The sequence below is a fragment of the Cumulibacter manganitolerans genome, from assembly GCF_009602465.1.
Taxonomy (GTDB): Bacteria; Actinomycetota; Actinomycetes; order Mycobacteriales; family Antricoccaceae; genus Cumulibacter; species Cumulibacter manganitolerans.
Map to the genome: position 1 here is coordinate 25469 of NZ_WBKP01000031.1, position 18435 is coordinate 43903.

General features: G+C 71.0%; 16 protein-coding genes and 1 pseudogene. 11 read left to right on the forward strand and 6 right to left on the reverse strand.

Going from position 1 to position 18435, the window contains the following annotated elements:
- Positions 1-124: 124 nt before the first annotated feature.
- Positions 125-889 carry an SDR family oxidoreductase gene (locus tag F8A92_RS11900; RefSeq protein WP_153505381.1) on the reverse strand — a complete coding sequence of 255 codons (765 nt, stop codon included), beginning with the start codon at positions 887-889 and terminating at the stop codon, positions 125-127.
- Between the two features lie 152 nt (positions 890-1041).
- Here F8A92_RS11900 and F8A92_RS11905 point away from each other — a divergent pair, with 152 nt between their 5' ends.
- The 5 genes and pseudogenes from F8A92_RS11905 to F8A92_RS11925 all read left to right on the forward strand — a co-directional run bounded on the left by F8A92_RS11905 (position 1042) and on the right by F8A92_RS11925 (position 5987).
- Positions 1042-2271, forward strand: coding sequence for a hypothetical protein (locus tag F8A92_RS11905; protein WP_153505382.1), 1230 nt, complete (start codon positions 1042-1044; stop codon positions 2269-2271).
- A 33-nt stretch (positions 2272-2304) separates the two neighbouring features.
- Positions 2305-2703: a cobalamin B12-binding domain-containing protein gene (locus tag F8A92_RS11910; RefSeq protein ID WP_153505383.1), complete on the forward strand. Its 399-nt coding sequence runs from the start codon at positions 2305-2307 to the stop codon at positions 2701-2703.
- 140 nt (positions 2704-2843) lie between these two features.
- Positions 2844-4016, forward strand: a pseudogene (gene sucC / locus F8A92_RS11915) (ADP-forming succinate--CoA ligase subunit beta); the annotation flags it as partial.
- Positions 4017-4034: 18 nt separating this feature from the next.
- Positions 4035-4913: a succinate--CoA ligase subunit alpha gene (sucD, locus tag F8A92_RS11920; protein WP_153505385.1), complete on the forward strand. Its 879-nt coding sequence runs from the start codon at positions 4035-4037 to the stop codon at positions 4911-4913.
- A 192-nt stretch (positions 4914-5105) separates the two neighbouring features.
- Positions 5106-5987 (forward strand): single stranded DNA-binding domain-containing protein, encoded by an 882-nt coding sequence (locus tag F8A92_RS11925; protein ID WP_153505386.1) that lies wholly within the window; start codon positions 5106-5108, stop codon positions 5985-5987.
- 216 nt (positions 5988-6203) lie between these two features.
- Here F8A92_RS11925 and F8A92_RS11930 read toward each other — a convergent pair whose 3' ends face one another.
- Entirely contained in the window at positions 6204-7433 is a 1230-nt protein-coding gene (locus F8A92_RS11930) for a pyridoxal phosphate-dependent aminotransferase (protein WP_153505387.1), read from the reverse strand.
- A gap of 135 nt (positions 7434-7568) precedes the next feature.
- On the opposite strand from F8A92_RS11930, the gene F8A92_RS11935 reads away from it, so the two are divergent.
- The 3 genes from F8A92_RS11935 (at position 7569) to purH (ending at position 11431) form a co-directional block, all read left to right on the forward strand.
- Positions 7569-9203, forward strand: coding sequence for a cell division protein PerM (locus F8A92_RS11935; protein WP_153505388.1), 1635 nt, complete (start codon positions 7569-7571; stop codon positions 9201-9203).
- Between the two features lie 25 nt (positions 9204-9228).
- The gene (purN, locus tag F8A92_RS11940) at positions 9229-9822 is read left to right on the forward strand and encodes a phosphoribosylglycinamide formyltransferase (protein WP_228389400.1); all 594 of its coding nucleotides are present in this window, start codon (positions 9229-9231) and stop codon (positions 9820-9822) included.
- Between the two features lie 61 nt (positions 9823-9883).
- Positions 9884-11431 (forward strand): bifunctional phosphoribosylaminoimidazolecarboxamide formyltransferase/IMP cyclohydrolase, encoded by a 1548-nt coding sequence (gene purH / locus F8A92_RS11945; RefSeq protein ID WP_153505390.1) that lies wholly within the window; start codon positions 9884-9886, stop codon positions 11429-11431.
- A gap of 96 nt (positions 11432-11527) precedes the next feature.
- Here the strand turns inward: purH and F8A92_RS11950 are convergent, their stop codons facing one another.
- A complete protein-coding gene (locus tag F8A92_RS11950; protein WP_153505391.1) occupies positions 11528-12133 on the reverse strand; it encodes a hypothetical protein in 606 nt (201 codons plus the stop codon).
- Between the two features lie 266 nt (positions 12134-12399).
- On the reverse strand, positions 12400-13047 hold the full coding sequence (locus tag F8A92_RS11955) for a hypothetical protein (RefSeq protein WP_153505392.1): 648 nt from the start codon (positions 13045-13047) through the stop codon (positions 12400-12402).
- A gap of 111 nt (positions 13048-13158) precedes the next feature.
- Between F8A92_RS11955 and F8A92_RS11960 the strand changes: the two genes are divergently transcribed.
- Together F8A92_RS11960 and F8A92_RS11965 are read left to right on the forward strand one after the other, a co-directional pair.
- Positions 13159-14016: a bifunctional methylenetetrahydrofolate dehydrogenase/methenyltetrahydrofolate cyclohydrolase gene (locus F8A92_RS11960; protein WP_153505393.1), complete on the forward strand. Its 858-nt coding sequence runs from the start codon at positions 13159-13161 to the stop codon at positions 14014-14016.
- 2 nt (positions 14017-14018) lie between these two features.
- Complete coding sequence (locus tag F8A92_RS11965; protein WP_153505394.1) at positions 14019-14324, forward strand: DUF3017 domain-containing protein; 306 nt, start codon at positions 14019-14021, stop codon at positions 14322-14324.
- A gap of 64 nt (positions 14325-14388) precedes the next feature.
- Here F8A92_RS11965 and F8A92_RS11970 read toward each other — a convergent pair whose 3' ends face one another.
- Positions 14389-15084, reverse strand: a complete 696-nt coding sequence (locus tag F8A92_RS11970) for a hypothetical protein (RefSeq protein WP_153505395.1) — start codon at positions 15082-15084, stop codon at positions 14389-14391.
- A 267-nt stretch (positions 15085-15351) separates the two neighbouring features.
- Between F8A92_RS11970 and F8A92_RS11975 the strand changes: the two genes are divergently transcribed.
- Entirely contained in the window at positions 15352-17556 is a 2205-nt protein-coding gene (locus F8A92_RS11975; protein ID WP_153505396.1) for an NADP-dependent isocitrate dehydrogenase, read from the forward strand.
- Positions 17557-17709: 153 nt separating this feature from the next.
- Here the strand turns inward: F8A92_RS11975 and F8A92_RS18610 are convergent.
- Positions 17710-18435: hypothetical protein (locus F8A92_RS18610; RefSeq protein ID WP_194291465.1), on the reverse strand; the 726-nt coding region annotated here is incomplete at its 5' end.

Consider the following 18435-nt stretch of genomic DNA (forward strand, 5'->3'; position numbering starts at 1 on the left):
CGCGCGGTGGGTTCGGCCCCGCTCTGCCCGCTCGCGGTGGGTTCTGCCCCGCTGTCGGTCGATTAGCGTGGCGCAACCCACCGCGTCCGAGCGGATGCCGGCGGGCCGGCGAGCGTGTCGGACGTCAGCAGTCAGGTCCGGCGAACCTCCGGCGGGCCCAGGTGTCCCAGTCCTCGCCCAGGAGCAGGGCGTCGGGGCCGGGCAGCACGGATCCACTCGCGATGCTGGTCGCTGCCGGGACGACGTCCACCACGACATCCTCGCCGCGCAGCGCGACCAGGCGGCGCACCAGCTCGGGCAGCCGCTCAGGCCGCGGCCCGGCGATGTCCACGTCGTCCGCGTTGTCGTCGGTGGCCATCGCAACGAGCATCCTGGCCACCTCCTCCGAGGCGATCGGCTGGGTGGGCATGTCCATGATCGCGGCCCGTCCACCGCGCCGGGAGCGCTCCAGGACCTGGCCGGGAAACTCGAAGAACTGCGTCGCGCGAAGGACGCGGACGCCGGGTGCCTGCGCGCGTGTCGCCCTCTCGTGGGCCAGCGTCGCGACGTACCAGTCGAAGTCCTGGCTGCGGTCGACGCCGACGATCGACAGCAGGACCGTGCGCGCGACACCGGCGGCCTGCGCGGCGCGACCCAGGTTGGTGGCCACCGTGGTGAAGAAGCCGATCGCGTCATCTCGCGCCATCGACGGCGAGCGGGTCACGTCGATGACGGCGTCCACACCGGCGAGCCGGTCGCCGATAGCGGCCGGGTCGGTGAGGTCGACGCCGTACGTGCGGCTCAGCGGCACGACCTCGTGCCCGGCAGCCTCGGCCAGCGTCACTACCTGCGCGCCGATCAGCCCGGTCGCGCCCGCCACCGCGAGGCGGCGTCCTGGGGAAGGTGGCATGTCCTCACGGTAAACCCACCCAGCCGCTGCGTTCTGCGGGGCAGTGGGTGACGATAATCGGCCGATAGCGTGTCCCACTGCACCGCAGAACTAGGTGGGCGGTCGGCGCGGGCGTTGCTACCGTTCTTGGGCCAACCGAAGGAGATCGCAGCTTGGCCTCGTCAGGTAGCAAGAAGCCCGTCCGCCCCACCGTCGTACGCCGCACCCGCGCCGGGTCGGACGACGCGAAGACGCCCGCGCCGCGCAGGTCCGAGGCCGCGAAGAGCGCCGCCTCGCGGTCGTCTGCTGTGCGCCAGACGCGGGCTGCGGGCCCGCAAGAGACCCGGGCGTCGGGCGCCGGCAGCGGGGCGGCCGTCAGTCGAGCGGCCGGTCGGACGCCGGTCCGGGGGCCGGTCCAGGCGCCGCAGCTGGGGCTCTCGGCGTACGTCGAACGGGTCCCGGTCGACCGGGCCGCCCGCGTCCTGCTGCCGACCGTGGGGCTGCTGAGCGCCGCCGGCGCCGTCCTCGTGGTGGTTTCCGACTTCCTGCCCTACCTGGTGCTCGACGGGGACGTCGTGCGGGCCGGGCAGGATCTCTGGTCGGTTCTCGGGCACCTTGCGCTGCTGGTTGCCGGCCTGGGCGGCGGTGCGTTGCTGCTCGCCCGCCGGGGCGGCCGGGTCGGGCTGGCCCTCGTCGCGGCGCTGTGTGCCCTCGCGCCGGGCAACCTGCTGCTGAACGTCTTCAACGGCGTCGCGCCCACGTCGCACGACATCGGCGAGTACCACTTCGGCGTGCTCTACACGACGCTCACCATCGAGCCGCGGCTCGGTCGCACCCTCGCCGTGGTCGGGTGGGCGGCACTGGTGCTGGCGGGCGCGCCCGCGGTCGCCGCGTGGCGCCGGGTCGCCGAGCGCGACCTGCTGCCCCTCGGGCGCGGACGCCGGTTCGCGGTGGGCGCGGCCGGGCTGAGCGTGCTGCTCGCGGTCACCGCCTACCTGATCCCCGCCGCGCTGACGAAGATCGAGAAGTACACCGACCGGTCCGGGCTGGTGCTGACCAGGGACATCGCCGAGCCCAAGAGCCTGATCGCGGCGTCCGGCCTCGGCCTGGTGGCGGCGCTCGTGCTGCTGGCCGGGTGGCTGGTCGCCGGCGCGGTGGTCGGGTCGATGACCAGCCGCGCGACGCTCGTCGCGTCCCTCGTCGGGCTCGCTGCCGTGCTGCTGAACGCCGCGCTGCTTAACGCCCGCGACGCCGCCACCGGCCCGGACCTGGTGCCGGGCCCGCGGATGTACCTCCTGCTGCTGGCCGGCCTGCTGTGCGCCGGCGCCGCGGCGTACGCCGCCAGGGTGCAGGGCCGGGACGACGCGGCGCTACTCTCTGACCAACAAGACCCGTACACCTAGACCCCCTCTCGGGTCCGGTCACAAGGAGCCGTCATGAGTTCGCGCATCCGAGTCGTTGTCGCCAAGCCCGGGCTCGACGGGCACGACCGAGGCGCCAAGGTGGTCGCCCGGGCGCTGCGCGACGCGGGCATGGAGGTCATCTACACCGGACTGCACCAGACCCCCGAGCAGATCGTCGAGACCACCCTCCAGGAGGACGCCGACGCGGTCGGGCTCTCGGTGCTCAGCGGCGCGCACATGACCCAGTTCCGCCGGGTCGCCGAGCTGCTGAAGGAGCAGGACGCCGAGGACGTCGTGATCTTCGGCGGCGGCATCATCCCCGAGGACGACCTGCCGGAGCTGGAGAAGATCGGGGTGAAGAAGGTCTTCACGCCCGGCGCGACGACCGAGGAGATCGTCGGCTGGGTGCGGGCGAACGTCGCTCGCGACTGACGAGCTCTGTGGCCCATGTCGCCGTGCCCTGGCTACGGGCCGGCGGGTCGAGGGCGTTAACCTGACCAGAGACCGGGTGCCAGTTCCGGCGCCGTGGTCCGTGACTCCCCATGCGCTGACGCGCGAGTAGGAATGGACGCACAGTGGATCTTTTCGAGTACCAGGCTCGCGACCTGTTCGCCAAGTACGACGTACCCGTACTTAGCGGCGGCGTGGCCGAAACCCCCGAGCAGGCCAAGGAGATCGCCACCAAGAGCGGTGGCCAGGTCGTCGTCAAGGCTCAGGTGAAGACAGGTGGCCGCGGCAAGGCCGGCGGTGTGAAGCTCGCGGACACCCCGGAGGAGGCCGAGGCCCGCGCCAAGGACATCCTGGGCATGGACATCAAGGGCCACACGGTCCACAAGGTGCTCGTCGCCGAGGCGTCCGACATCGCCGAGGAGTACTACTTCTCGTACCTGCTCGACCGCACCAACCGCACCTTCCTGGCGATGGCCTCGGTCGAGGGCGGCATGGAGATCGAGGAGGTCGCCAAGACCAAGCCCGAGGCGCTCGCCAAGATCCCCGTCGACGCCACCGTCGGAGTCGACGAGGCCAAGGCCCGCGAGATCGTCCAGGCCGCGAACTTCGCCGACGACATCGCCGACCAGGTCGTCGACGTCGCGCAGAAGCTCTGGCAGGTGTTCGTCTCGGAGGACGCCACGCTCGTCGAGGTCAACCCGCTCGTGAAGGACCCGAACGGCAAGATCATCGCCCTCGACGGCAAGGTCACCCTCGACGACAACGCGTCGTTCCGGCACCCCGATCACGAGGCGCTCGAGGACCACTCCGCGGTCGACCCGCTGGAGCAGAAGGCCAAGGAGCTCGACCTCAACTACGTCAAGCTCGAGGGCCAGGTCGGCATCGTCGGCAACGGCGCGGGCCTGATGATGTCGACCGTCGACGTCGTCGCGTACGCCGGCGAGCAGCACGGTGGCATCACCGGAGCCGACTTCCTGGACCTCGGCGGCGGCTCGTCGGCCGAGGCGATGGCCAACGGTCTCGGCCTGCTGCTGTCCGACCCCGACGTCCGCTCGGTGTTCGTCAACGTCTTCGGCGGCATCACCTCCTGCGACACGATCGCCAACGGCATCGTGTCCGCGCTGACCGATCTGGGCGACAAGGCGACCAAGCCCCTCGTCGTCCGCCTCGACGGAAACAACGTCGACGAGGGCCGGCGCATCCTCGAGGAGTTCAACCATCCGCTGGTGAAGTTCGTCGACACGATGGACGCCGCCGCTGACAAGGCCGCCGAGCTCGCGGCCGCTGGCAAGTAAGGGACCGGGAATCTAGACATGGCAATCTTCCTGACCAAGGACAGCAAGATCATCGTCCAGGGCATGACCGGTTCCGAGGGCATGAAGCACACCCGCAACATGCTGCGCAACGGCTCGCAGATCGTCGGCGGCGTCAACCCGAAGAAGGGTGGCCAGAAGGTCGACGTCGAGGGCACCGAGGTCCCGGTGTTCGCGACCGTCAAGGAGGCGATGGAGGCCACCGGCGCCGACGTCACCGTGATCTTCGTGCCCCCGGCGTTCGCCAAGTCGGCGATCATCGAGGCCGTGGACGCCGAGATCCCGCTCGCCGTCGTCATCACCGAGGGCATCCCGGTGCACGACGCGACCGGCGCGTACGCCTACTCGGTGGGCAAGAAGACCCGCATCATCGGTCCGAACTGCCCCGGCATCCAGACGCCGGGCGCCTCCAGCGCCGGGATCATCCCGAACATCTCCGGCTCGGGGAAGGTCGGCCTGGTCTCCAAGTCGGGCACGCTGACCTACCAGATGATGTACGAGCTGCGCGAGTACGGCATCTCCACCGCCGTCGGCATCGGCGGCGACCCGGTCATCGGCACCACGCACATCGACTGCCTGGAGGCCTTCGAGGCCGACCCGGAGACCGCGGCCATCGTGATGATCGGCGAGATCGGCGGCGACGCCGAGGAGCGCGCCGCCGAGTACATCAAGGCCAACGTCACCAAGCCGGTCGTCGGGTACGTCGCGGGCTTCATGGCCCCCGAGGGCAAGACGATGGGCCACGCGGGCGCGATCGTGTCCGGCTCGGCCGGTACGGCGCAGGCCAAGAAGGAGGCCCTCGAGGCCGCCGGGGTCAAGGTCGGCAAGACGCCGTCCGAGGCCGCTGATCTCATGAAGGAGATCATGAAGAACCTGTAGCCCCCAGGGCACCGAGAAGGCACCGGTGACGTCGTAGTCGACGTCCCGGTGCTTTTTCGTTGCCAACCCGTTGCGCCCGCGCCACTGTGGGTGCACGTGTTACGTGGGTGTTTGGCATAAGGTGAGCGCAGCAAGACACGACCGCCGTGCCGCGGCGTCGTCCTACGCGACTGAACTTAAGAAGGGTTCGCAATGTCATTTCCGAACGGCGGTCAGCCCGGCCAGCCCGGCCAGCCGCAGGAGTGGGGTCAGCCGCAGGGCGGCCAGCCCCAGCAGTGGGGCCAGCCCCAGGCCGGCCAGCCGCAGCACGGTGGCCAGCAGACGTGGGGCCAGGCGGCATCGACCGGATTCAACAAGGTGAAGACCGGCTCCGGCTTCAACCCGAGCGCGGTGCGCCCCGGCCAGTGGATCGCGCTCGGCCTGTGGGTGCTGACGATCATCGCGCTGTCGATCCCGTTCGTGTCCGTCGGCGGCGAGACCATCGACACCGGCTACGGGACGTCGTACACCTCGCCGGACTACAGCGTGTCGGGGTGGAACGGTGGCCTGCTGGTCATGTTCTTCATCTGCGCGCTGCTCGCCGCGGTCGCGGCGGCGATCGAGCTGTTCGTGCCGACGCTGCGCCTGCCCTTCCCGATGGCGTTCGTGACCGGCGGTCTGCTCGGTCTGGCCGGCCTGTTCGGCATCATCGAGTTCCTGACCGACATCAGCAGCCTGAAGTACTACAGCGCGGGCGGCTGGATCATGCTCATCCTGTCGCTGGTCGCGCTCGCGGGCGCCGTCCTGGAGATCATGACCGCGCTCAAGGCGCCGAAGGCCGCCGGCACCGCCGGTGCCGCCCAGTGGGGCCAGCCCGCCGCCGGCCAGTGGGGCGCGCCGCAGACCGGTGGCCACCCGGCGCAGCCGCAGGGCCAGTGGGGCGCGCCGCAGAGCGGTGGCCAGCCGCTTCCCCCGCACACCGGCGGTCAGCCGGTTCCGCCGCAGACCGGCGGGCAGCCTGCCCAGCCGCAGCAGCAGTGGGGCCAGAACCCGCCGCAGGGCCAGCCCGGCCAGTGGGGCAACCCGCAGGGCTAGCCTTCGCACCCCGTCGTAGCGCATCGGCGCCGGCCGCACCGCACTGGTGAAGCCGGCGCCGATGTCGTCCCTCAGCAGGTGCGGCCCGGCGTCTCGATGTCGCTTCGCCTGGCGGCTCCGCTCGCGCGACGACCGTGGGGTGATCGGCGCCGTCACCACGGTCGTCGAGCGAGGGCGAGGAACGAGCCCGACGTCGAGACGCCGTGCGCCGAGCGGCTAGCGGCGGATGGTCTCCAGGTACTCGGCGATCCGGCCGATCGCCTCGGTCAGCACGTCGGTGTCCGGGAGGGTGACCAGCCGGAAGTGGTCGGGCTCGAACCAGTTGAAGCCGGTGCCGTGCGTGACCAGGATCTTCTTGGCCCGCAGCAGGTCGACGACGAACTGCTGGTCGTCCTGGATCGGGTAGACCTCCGGGTCCAGCCGGGGGAAGCAGTACAGCGCGCCGTGCGGCTCCACGCAGCTCACGCCGGGGATCTCGTTCAGCAGCCGGTTGGCGAGCTTGATCTGCTCGAAGAACCGGCCGCCGGGCACGATCAGCTCGTCGATCGACTGGCGTCCGCCCAGCGCGGTCTGGATGGCATGCTGCGCGGGCACGTTGGCGCACATCCGCATGTTGGCCAGCAGGGTCAGGCCCTCCAGGAAGTCGCCGGCCAGGTGCTTCGGGCCGGAGACCATCACCCAGCCGGCCCGGTACCCGCACACCCGGTAGGCCTTCGAGAGACCGCTGAAGGTCAGGCAGAGGACGTCGTCCGCGGCGTACGTCGCGACGTGGTGATGCACCGGGGTGACCGCACCGTCGGAGTAGAGGATCTTCTCGTAGATCTCGTCGGCCATCAGCACCAGGTTGTGCCGCCGCGCGATGTCGACCAGGCCCTTGACCGTGTCCTCGGAGTAGACCGCGCCGGTCGGGTTGTTGGGGTTGATCACGACGAGCGCGTGCGTGTTCTCGGTGATCTTCGATTCGATGTCGTCGAGGTCGGGGTTCCAGCCGTTCGACTCGTCGCAGCGGTAGTGCACCGGCGTACCGCCGGACAGCGACACCGCGCCGGTCCACAGCGGGTAGTCCGGCGCCGGGATCAGGATCTCGTTGCCGTCGTCGGTGAACGCCTGCAGCACCATGGTGATGAGCTCGGAGACGCCGTTGCCGATGTAGACGTCGTCGACCACCGTCTCCACCAGGCCGCGGGACTGGTAGTACTGCGCGACGGCCGTGCGCGCCGAGTAGATGCCGCGCGAGTCCGAGTAGCCCTGCGAGTCGGGCAGGTTGTGGACCATATCCGCGACGATCGCGTCGGGTGCCTCGAACCCGAACGGCGCGGTGTTGCCGATGTTCAGCTTGAGGATCTTGTGCCCCTCGGCCTCGAGCCGCTGCGCCTCGACGAGGATCGGCCCTCGGACGTCGTACCGGACGTGGCGAAGCTTCTGGCTCTGGACTATCTGGCGCATCCCTAGATGGTCCCAGACCGTCCGCGCGGGCCGCACACCGCTCTGCCGTGTCGGCGCGGGGTGACGAACCAGCCACCTCCCGGCCGTACGGCGTGGACGCTTGGTCGATCGGCGGCCCTCTGTGAGGCTTCTGGGGTGAGCGCCGGATCTTCCCCTTCAGCGTCGCCGGAGGTGCGTGCGGAGCACTCCCGCGCCGAGTCCAACCCCGTCGTCTGGGGAGCCATCTCGGCGGTCGGCGTCCTGCTGGCCGGGCTGATCGTGCTCATCGCGTTCAGCCTGGTGTCGTGGTCGCTGGAGCACCCGGCCGGCGCCTCCGCCGCCAGCGCCGCGCACGTCGGCGTCCAGGCGTTCTACCTCGCGCACGGCGTGCCGCTGCCCGTCTCGTGGGGTGTGCTGTCGGTGCCGCCGCTGCTGGTCACCGGCCTGCTGGCGATGTTCTTCTACCGCTCGGGGCGCAGCGCGGTGCGCGCCTGCGCGCTGCGGTCGCCGCTGCGGATCGCCGAGTGCACCGCAGCGATGGGCATCACCTACACCGCGGCCAGCGTGATGCTCACGTCGGTGGCCTACCCGGGGCCGCGCCTGCTCGACCTGGGCCGGGTGGCGCTCGCGGCCGGGCTGCTGTCCACCCTCGCGCCGCTGGCCGGCATGCTGCGCGAGAGCGGGTACGGCGCCCGCGTCGTCGCCGCGCTGCCCGGCCCGTCGTACGCCTACACGCGCGGCGCCCTCGCGGCGTGGTGGGCGCTCGGGGCGATGAGCGCGCTCGCCGTGTTCAGCTCCCTCGTGATCGGCTTCAGCGAGACCAGCGCGCTGACCGCAGCGCTCTCGCCGTCCGGCCTCGGCGGGCTGACCGTCATCGCGATCAGCATCGGCTACCTGCCCAACGCGATGCTGCTCGCGGTCGCGTTCGGCAGCGGCGCCGGTTTCGGCCTCGGCGACGGCTCGCAGTTCACGCTCACCGGCGTACGGCGTGACGCGCTGCCGACCTTCCCGCTGTTCGCGGCGCTGCCGCACGAGACCGGCCTGCTGACCTGGCTCGTGGTGCTGGTCCCGGCCGTGGCGGCGGTCGTCGGCGCGCTGACCATGACGCGGCACCTGGAGCGCGAGCACCGGACCCCGGTCAACCTGCTCACCGGCAGCGTGCTCGGCAGCGCCCTGGTCGCCCTCGGTGTCCTGGGCGTCGCGCTGGTCGGGTGGGGGAGCCTCGGCGACGGGCGGCTGGCGAGCGTCGGGGCCGCGCCGCTGCGGACGGCGATCTGGCTGTTCGCCGCGGTGCTGGTGGTCGGCACGGTCGCCGCGTTCGTCGCAACCGCCCGGGCCCTCACGCCGGCCGCCGTGGCCCGCCGCAAGCGGGCGCTGTCGGTCATCGAGACGACCGCCGAGCTGAAGGACCACGACGGCGACGAGGTCGCCGAGCTCGAGACCGACCTCACCGGGCGCCCGGTCATCTCCACGAAGCTGGCGATGCGGCGGCTGGCCCGCACCGGCCGGGTCGCCGCCGCCCGCACCAGGCGCGGCGAGGAGGACGGCCGCAGCGCGAAGAAGACCCCGTCGGCGTCCCTCAGCGTCGTCAAGCGGGCGCAGGAGGCGAAGGCCGCCGCCGTCGTCGAGCAGCAGCGCGCGGCGAAGAAGAACCGCGCCGCGAAGCCCGCGTCGCGCAGCGGGCGCGCCACGCCGTCCGGATCCGGCGCCACCCCTGCGCGCGGTGGCCGGTCGTCCCGCGTCCGCCGGCCGTCGGGTACGGGTGCGAGCCCGGTGCGTCGCACCCGCTGAGCGGCGCCCATTAGGATGGAGAGCCGTGCCCTCCACTAGTCCCGAGCCGTTGCGCCTCGTCGCGCTCGTCTCCGGCAGCGGCACCCTCCTGCAGTCCCTGCTCGACGCGTGCGCCGACCCGGCGTACGGCGCCCGCGTGGTCGCGGTCGGCGCGGACCGGTCCGGCATCCAGGGCCTGCAGCGCGCGCAGGACGCCGGGATCCCGACGTTCGTGCGCCGCGTGGGCGACTACCCGACGCGCGAGGAGTGGAACACCGCCCTCGCCGAGGCCGTGGCCGAGCACCGCCCCGACTGGGTGATCAGCGCCGGCTTCATGAAGATCGTCGGGACGCCGTTCCTGTCCCGCTTCGGCGGACGGATGATCAACACCCACCCGGCCCTGCTGCCGGCCTTCCCCGGCGCGCACGGCGTCCGCGACGCGCTGGCGTACGGCGTCCGCGTCACCGGATGCACGCTGTTCACCGTCGACGAGGGCATCGACACCGGCCCGATCATCGCCCAGCGCGCCTGCGAGGTGCGCCCGGACGACACCGAGGAATCCCTGCACGAACGCATCAAGGTGCTCGAGCGCCAGCTGCTGGTCGACACGATCGCCGGCTTCGTCGCCGAGCGCACCTGAGCGCCCCGCCCACCGCACACCCGACCGCGACGCACCCGCACGAGCACTGGAGAGGCCAACCATGGACAAGATCGAGATCAAGCGCGCACTGGTGAGCGTCTACGACAAGACGGGCCTGGACGAGCTCGCCGCCGGCCTCACGGCCGCCGGGGTCGCGATCGTGTCGACCGGCTCGACCGCGGGCCGGCTGCGGGACGCCGGCGCCGACGTCACCGAGGTCGCCGACCTCACCGGGTTCCCCGAGTGCCTGGACGGCCGGGTGAAGACGCTGCACCCGAAGGTGCACGCCGGGATCCTCGCCGACCGCCGCCTCGACGCGCACGTCCAGCAGCTGGCCGACCTCGGCGTCGAGCCGTTCGACCTGGTGATCTGCAACCTCTACCCGTTCTCCCAGACGGTCGCCGGCGGCGCGAGCCCCGACGAGTGCGTCGAGCAGATCGACATCGGCGGACCGTCGATGGTGCGGGCCGCCGCCAAGAACCACCCCAGCGTCGCGGTCGTCACCTCGCCCGAGCAGTACGGCGAGCTGCTCGCCGCGGTGCAGGCCGGCGGGTTCACCCTCGAGCAGCGCAAGCGGCTCGCCGCGCAGGCGTTCGCGCACACCGCGGCGTACGACGCGGCGGTCTCCAGCTGGTTCGCCAGCGTCTACGCGCCCGCCGACGACTCCCGCTTCCCGGACTTCATGGCCGCCACCTGGCGGCGCGCCGACGTCCTGCGGTACGGCGAGAACCCGCACCAGCAGGCCGCGGTGTACACCAGCGATGCGCCCGGCATCGCGCACGCCGAGGTGCTGCACGGCAAGGCGATGTCGTACAACAACTACGTGGACGCCGACGCGGCCCGGCGCGCGGCGTACGACTTCAGCGAGCCGGCCGTCGCGATCATCAAGCACGCCAACCCGTGCGGCATCGCGGTCGGCGACGACATCGCGGCGGCACACCGCAAGGCGCACGCCTGCGACCCGCTGTCGGCGTTCGGCGGGGTGATTGCGGCGAACCGCCCGGTCAGCGTCGAGATGGCGACCCAGGTGGCCGAGGTGTTCACCGAGGTGCTCATCGCGCCCGGCTTCGAGGACGGCGCGCTGGACGTGCTGCGCGGCAAGAAGAACATCCGCCTGCTGCAGCTCGACCCGATCGAAGGCGCGACCACGGAGCTGCGGCCGATCTCCGGCGGCGCGCTCGTGCAGCAGCTCGACGCGATCGACGCGCCGGGCGACGCGGCGTCCACCTGGACGCTCGCTGCCGGCGAGGCGGCCGACGAGCAGACCCTGGCGGACCTGCAGTTCGCGTGGCGGGCCGTGCGCGCGGTGAAGTCCAACGCCATCCTGCTGGCCGAGGACGGTGCGACGATCGGCGTCGGCATGGGGCAGGTCAACCGCGTCGACTCCGCCAAGCTCGCCGTCGCCCGCGCCGGCGAGCGGGTGCGCGGCACGGTCGCGGCGTCCGATGCGTTCTTCCCGTTCGCGGACGGCTTCGAGGTGCTCGCCGAGGCGGGCGTGCGGGCCGTCGTCCAGCCCGGCGGGTCGGTGCGCGACGCGGAGGTCGTCGAGGCCGCGACCAAGGCCGGCGTCACGATGTACTTCACCGGTACCCGGCACTTCTTCCACTAGGCCTGTTCTGCGGGGCAGCCAGTGACGCTATCGGCCCGATAGCGTTCCGGGCTGCCCCGCAGAACCGCGTGGCGTGCGGGCGCACGTCGCAGGCGGTTACCTGCGGAAGCCGAGCAGCGCGCCGACGAGCGCGGGCAGCCAGGCGCCGACGGTCACCCACCCCATGCCGCTGATCGAGTCGACCAGCTTGCCGTTCGTGGCGATCATGAGCAGTACCGGGCAGCCGAGCATCAGCAGCGCACCGATCAGCGCCGTCGCCGCCGCGCCGCCGTGCGGCCGCGCCGCGAACATCGTCAGCCCGGCGATGAGCGTCAGCAGCGATCCCAAGGCGAGCACGAGGGGCGCGAGGCCGATGAACAGGCCGGTCGACAGCGGGATGCTGTTGCCGGCCTCCTTGAGAACGTCGATCGCCGACATGACGGGTAGCTTGCCCTGGCCGTTGGGCACCAGGCAGGCCGCGAGCCCGGCGAGCGAGCCGATCAGCAGCAGGACGCCGGCGATGGGGTTCGAGCGGGCGAGCGGCTCGTCGGCATCGACCGTGTCGTAGCCGGGGTACACCGGCCGGTAGCCGGCCTGCTCCCCGCGGTACCCGCCCGGCTCGCGCCGGTAGCCGGCCTGCTCAGCCCGGGCGCCGCCGTACTGCTGCGGTGCGCGGCCCGGACCATTGCGCGGAGCGTCGTATCCGCCGTCGGGGTAGCTCATGATCCTCTCCAGGGTCTCGAGGGCGCCAGGTCACCGGCCACGTGCCCGACCGGTGGGCCGTACAGTTCCGCCGTCCGCCGTCCGCCGTCCGCCGTCCGCCGTCCGCCGCCGAGGCCGGGAAGCGGTGGGTTCCACCCCGCTATGGGCGCCGGAGCGGGGTAGAACCCACCGCCAGCGGAGGGATCGGAGTGAAACCCACCGCCAGCGGAGGACCGGGAACCCACCGCCGGAGCTCGGAGCGCGGGACAACCCACCGCCGGCGCCGGCTACTTGCGGGCGAAGCCGACCAGCGCGCCGATGATGGTCGGGATGCAGGCCAGCAGCAGCAGCCACAACCAGATCTGCGCGCCGTTGAAGATCGACGTACCCCCCACGATGATCAGCGCGAGGGACGCGATGAGCATCAGGATGCCCAGGGTCATCCCGGTCCGGGCCGCGCCGGCGTGCCACTTGGGGGCGAACATCTGCGCGCCGGCGGCGAGGACGCCGAGACCGCACAGGAACACGACGATGATCGCCGCGCCCTTGATGATCGAGTTGACGTCGGCCGCCTTGAACAGGTCGACTGTCTGCGCGAGCGGGATCTTCGAGCCCGAGCCTGGGATGAGGCCCCAGAGGACGCCCATCAACCCGCCGACGATCAGCAGGATGCCCGCCGCGGGATTCGCCCGCGGCTTGGTGGCGAGCCGTTCCTGCGGAGGTGCCACCAGCCGGTCGCGCTCGACGTAGGTCTCGCGGGCCGGTGGGGCGTCGTAGCCGTCACGGCCGTCGTAGGCGGGGTCGCGCCGCGCGTCGCGGGCGTCGTAGGCGGGATCGCGCCGCGGATCGCGGGCGTCGTAGGCGGGTTCGCGGCCGTCGTAGGCGGGCTCGCGCCGGGCGTCTCGGCCGTACGGGTCGTTCGTCGGTACGCTCATGATCCCTCCAGGGGGTCGGCGGCGGGCGAACTTGCCGCACCGCATGGACCAACGATGGCACACCCCACGCCGTCGTGCGGGCGCTTAATGCGACCGTGACACAATGTGCCCATGACTGCGACGATCCTCGACGGCAAGGCTGCCGCAGCAGCCATCAAGGCAGAGCTCAAGACCCGCGTCGAGGCATTGGCCCAGCAGGGCGTCGTACCCGGGCTGGGCACCATCCTCGTCGGCGACGACCCGGGTAGCCAGGCGTACGTGCGCGGCAAGCACCGGGACTGCGCGGAGGTCGGCATCGCCAGCATCCGCCGTGACCTGCCCGCCGACGCGAGCCAGGACGACGTGCTCGAGGCCGTCGCCGAGCTGAACGCCGACCCCGGGTGCACCGGCTACATCGTCCAGCTGCCGCTGCCGGCCGGGCTGGACGCCGACGCGGCCCTCGAGGCGATCGATCCCCGCAAGGACGCCGACGGCCTGCACCCGGTGAGCCTGGGCAAGCTGGTGCTCGGCATCGACGGCCCGCTGCCGTGCACGCCCCGCGGTATCGCCGACCTGCTGCGCCGCTACGACGTCCCGATGAACGGCGCGGACGCCGTGATCGTCGGCCGCGGCGTGACCGCCGGCCGCCCGCTCAGCCTGCTGCTGACCCGCCGCTCCGAGAACTGCACGGTGACCATCTGCCACACCGGCACGAAGGACCTCGCCGAGCACACCCGCCGCGCCGACATCGTGGTCGCGGCCGCAGGCTCGCCCGGGCTGATCACCGGCGACATGATCAAGCCCGGCGCCGCCGTCGTCGACGTCTCGTCCAACCGGACCGACGACGGCCTGGTCGGCGACACCACGCCGGACGTCCGCGAGGTGGCCGGCTACCTGGCGCCGATGCCCGGCGGAGTGGGGCCGATGACCCGGGCGATGCTGCTGCTGAACGTCGTGGAGGCGGCCGAGCGGGCCGCGAGCCGCGGATAGCCGTGCGCCGCACGCGGCCCAACCCGCCGGTGATCACCCAGTGGCGCGGCGGCTCGCTGCGCCAGTCGCTGTACATCATCGTGCTGGTGATGCTGCTGATCGGCCTGACGCTGGTCGGCGTCCACCAGTGGCGCAAGGGGCTGCTCGTGATGGGCGCGTCGATGGCGCTCGCCGGGGGCGTCCGCGGGCTGCTGCCGGAGCGATTGACCGGCTGGCTGGCGGTGCGCAACCGGACGTCGGACGTGGTGTTCTGCACGCTGATGGCCGCGGCGCTGATCGTGACCGCGCTGGTGGCGCGGGACAGCTGATCGCGACGGCTGGATATCGCCTACCTCCGCGACAGAGCGGGTCAGCGCCGGTGGCCAGCCCGGATCAGGGGCAGGTGCGGGTCTGCAGCGCGGTCGGCGGCGTCGCGTCGGTGGACGGCGCCGTGCACCCGGTGGTCGTCAGCTGGCGGTCGTCGTTGAGGTACGTCTGGTAGTAGAACAGCTCGGTGCCGTCGCTCTGGACGAGGTGCTTCGCGCTGACCAGGTCGAGGACGCCGTCGGCGTCGAGGTCGACGGCCTGCGTCGACAGGGCCGGGCCCACGGCGGCTCCCTCGATCCTGCCGGTGAGCGCGTGCGAGACCATCCGCATGTCGATGCTGGCCCGCGTCTCGGGCCCGACGACGACGTCCAGCAGGCAGTTGGCCAGGCCGCAGGTCAGTCCCAGGAAGCTCGCGGCGTGCTCTTCCTTGAGGCTCCACACGGTCGGCTGGCCGTCGGCGTACGTCGTGACCACGTGCACGGCGGGCAGCTCGGAGCTCTGCTGGTAGATCTCGATCGTCGCGTTGCTGAAGGTCTCGGTGTGCACCCGCTGGCACTGGCCGGCGGCGATGCAACGCTCGAGAGCGCTGAGATCGGCGTCCGCGGTCTGGCCCGCGGCGCCCCGCTCGGGCAGCGGAGCGATGGAGGCCGGCGTGTGCGCGGCCGCCGGCGCGGCGGGCTGCGAGCACGAGGCGAGCGCCGCCGAGAGGCTGCCGATCATCGCGACCACGGCGCTGCGCACCATGACCGAGCGACGACGCATTGCTTCTCCGTTCCGTGACGCACCCTGGCGTGCGTGTCCCATTGTGCGTGCACTTCCCCGCCTGACGGGCCGGTAGAACCACGGGGTTCGGCAACCGATACCAGGCTGTAATGTTCGTCACGTGACCAAGTAATGCTGTGGTGACCTGCGAATTCGTGGCGCGGTCGGGTTCGCGCACTCGGCCCGGCGGCGAGGTGAAATGATGGCTGCAACGGCTGCGGGCCACGGCTCGCGGCGCCCTCCATCATCGGCACGCTAGGAGACACCTTGAGCACGTCACAGATCGTATGGACCCAGATCGACGAGGCGCCGGCGCTGGCGACGTACTCGCTGCTGCCGATCGTGCAGGCCTTCACGAAGGGCTCTGGCGTCGAGGTCGAGACCAGCGACATCTCGCTCGCGGGCCGCATCCTCGCGCAGTTCCCCGACCGGCTGAGCGAGCAGCAGCGGGTGGAGGACAACCTGGCCAAGCTCGGCGAGCTGGCCAAGACGCCTGAGGCCAACATCATCAAGCTGCCCAACGTGTCGGCGTCCGTGCCGCAGCTCAAGGCCGCGATCAAGGAGCTGCAGGGCCAGGGCTACGACATCCCGGACTACCCCGAGACGCCGAAGACCGATGAGGAGAAGCAGATCCACGCGGCGTACGCGAAGGTTCTCGGCTCCGCGGTGAACCCGGTGCTGCGCGAGGGCAACTCCGACCGGCGCGCGCCGCTGTCGGTGAAGAACTTCGCCAAGAAGAACCCGCACCGGCTCGGTGCCTGGAGCAGCGACAACAAGGCGCGCGTCGTCGACATGTCGCGCGGCGACTTCTACGGCAACGAGAAGTCCGTGGTCATGGACGCCGACGACGAGCTGACCATCGCGCTGGACGGCACCGAGCTCGGGAAGGTATCGGTCTCGGCCGGGGAGATCGTCGACGGCACGTTCATGAGCGCCGCCGACCTGAAGCAGTTCTACCGTGACCAGATCGAGGCCGCGAAGGCCGAGGACCTGCTGCTGTCCCTGCACCTGAAGGCCACCATGATGAAGGTGTCCGACCCGGTGATGTTCGGGTATGCCGTCAAGACGTTCTTCGAGCCGGTGTTCGACAAGCACGCGGCGACGTTCGACGAGGTCGGCGTCAACCCCAACCTCGGCCTCGCCGACCTGCTCGCACGGCTCGACCGGCTGGACGCCGGCAAGAAGGCCGAGATCGAGGCCGACATCCAGGCCTGCTACGACCAGCGTCCGGCGCTGGCGATGGTCGACTCGGACAAGGGCATCACCAACCTGCACGTGCCGAGCGACGTCATCATCGACGCGTCGATGCCGGTCGTGATCCGCGACTCCGGCCAGATGTGGAACGCCGAGGGCAAGCAGCAGGAGACCCTCGCGATGATCCCGGACCGCTGCTACGGGCCGATGTACGAGGCGGTCTTCGAGGACTGCAAGGCCAACGGTGCCCTCGACCCCGCGACGATGGGCTCGGTGCCGAACGTCGGCCTCATGGCGCAGAAGGCGGAGGAGTACGGCTCGCACCCGACCACCTTCATCATCGAGCAGCCCGGCACCGTCACGGTCACCAACCGGGCCGGCGACACGCTGATCGAGCACGCCGTCGAGGCGGGCGACATCTGGCGCATGTCGCGGGTCAAGGACGTCCCGGTCCAGGACTGGGTGAAGCTCGCCGTCACCCGGGCCCGGGCCACCGGCACTCCCGCGTGCTTCTACCTCGATGAGAACCGGGCGCACGACGCCAACGTGATCGCGAAGGTCCGCAAGTACCTGGGCGAGCACGACACCGACGGCCTCGAGATCGTGATCAAGGCGCCGGTCGAGGCGATGAAGTACTGCCTCGAGCGGATCCGCCGCGGCGAGGACACCATCTCGGTGACCGGCAACGTGCTGCGCGACTACCTGACCGACCTGTTCCCGATCCTCGAGCTCGGGACGTCGGCGAAGATGCTGTCCGTCGTACCGCTGCTTGCCGGCGGTGGGCTGTTCGAGACCGGTGCCGGAGGCTCGGCGCCCAAGCACGTCCAGCAGTTCGTCAAGGAGGACTACCTGCGCTGGGACTCCCTGGGTGAGTTCTCGGCGCTGGGCGCCTCGCTGGAGCATGTCGCATCGCAGAGCGGCAACGAGAAGGCTCAGGTCCTCGCCGACACCCTCGACCAGGCGATCGCGAAGTTCCTGGACGAGAACAAGTCGCCGGCCCGCAAGCTCGGCTCGATCGACAACCGCGGCTCGCACTACTACCTGGCGCTGTACTGGGCCCAGGCGCTCGCGGCGCAGTCCAAGGACTCCGAGCTGGCGTCGCGGTTCGCCAAGGTCGCCCAGGAGCTAGCCGAGAACGAGGACAAGATCAACGAGGAGCTGATCGGCGCCCAGGGCAAGCCGGTCGATCTCGGCGGGTACTACCGGCCGGACGCCGAGAAGGCCGCGGCGGCGATGCGTCCGTCCGCGACGCTGAACGCGATCATCGACGGCATGTAGGTCGTACGGCGTACTGCTCGCCTGCGTAACGAGTTCTGCGGGGCAGCCAGTGACGATATCCGGTGGATACCGTCACTGGCTGCCCCGCAGAACTCGTAGGGCGCTCGCGGCCGGTCGGCCCGGCGGGGGACTACCTCGCCGGGCCGGTCGTCGCTAGAGGGTGATGTTCTCGCACTGGATCAGCTTGTCGCGGCCGGCCCCGATGTTGTACGCGAACAGGCACACCTGGTGGCTCCCCGAGCTGAACTCGTAGCCCTCCTCGCCGAGCCACGTGTAGTAGCCGTGGTCGCCGTTGATGCCTGACGGGTTCCAGTAGCGGCTGTCGTAATCGGCGATGCCGCTCTCGATGGGCTGCCCGTCGAAGAACAGCACGATCCGCAGCGACTGGCTGGGGTCGTTCGGGTCGTACGCGTACGCATCCACGAACAGGTCGTTCCAGCCGTTGGCGTCGTAGTCGGCGACGTCTACGACCAGCTCGCCGACGGGGTCGTTCTGCGCGACGTCGACCGAGACCGTGTCGCAGTCGATCCAGGTGTTCACGCCGAAGCCGGTGTTCTGGCCGAGGACGCAGATGTCGTGCTTGCCGGACGTCGCCGGGGTGTAGCTGAAGCCGAAGGCGTGGTTGCCGCCGACACCGTACGGGTGCAGGTAGGGGCTCGGCGCGTTGGTGACGTGGTACGCAATCGGCTGGCCGTTGTCGAAGACCCAGTAGCCGAGGGACTTCGAGAGGTCCGAGTCGTCGATCAGCCAGCCGTTGATGATGATCTGGCCGCCCTTTCCTTCCACGACGATGTCTCCGCGAGGGTTCTTGGCCTCGACGCCGACGTACACGCAGGCGATGATGCCGCTCTGTCCGGCGCCGATGTTGTTGCCGAACAT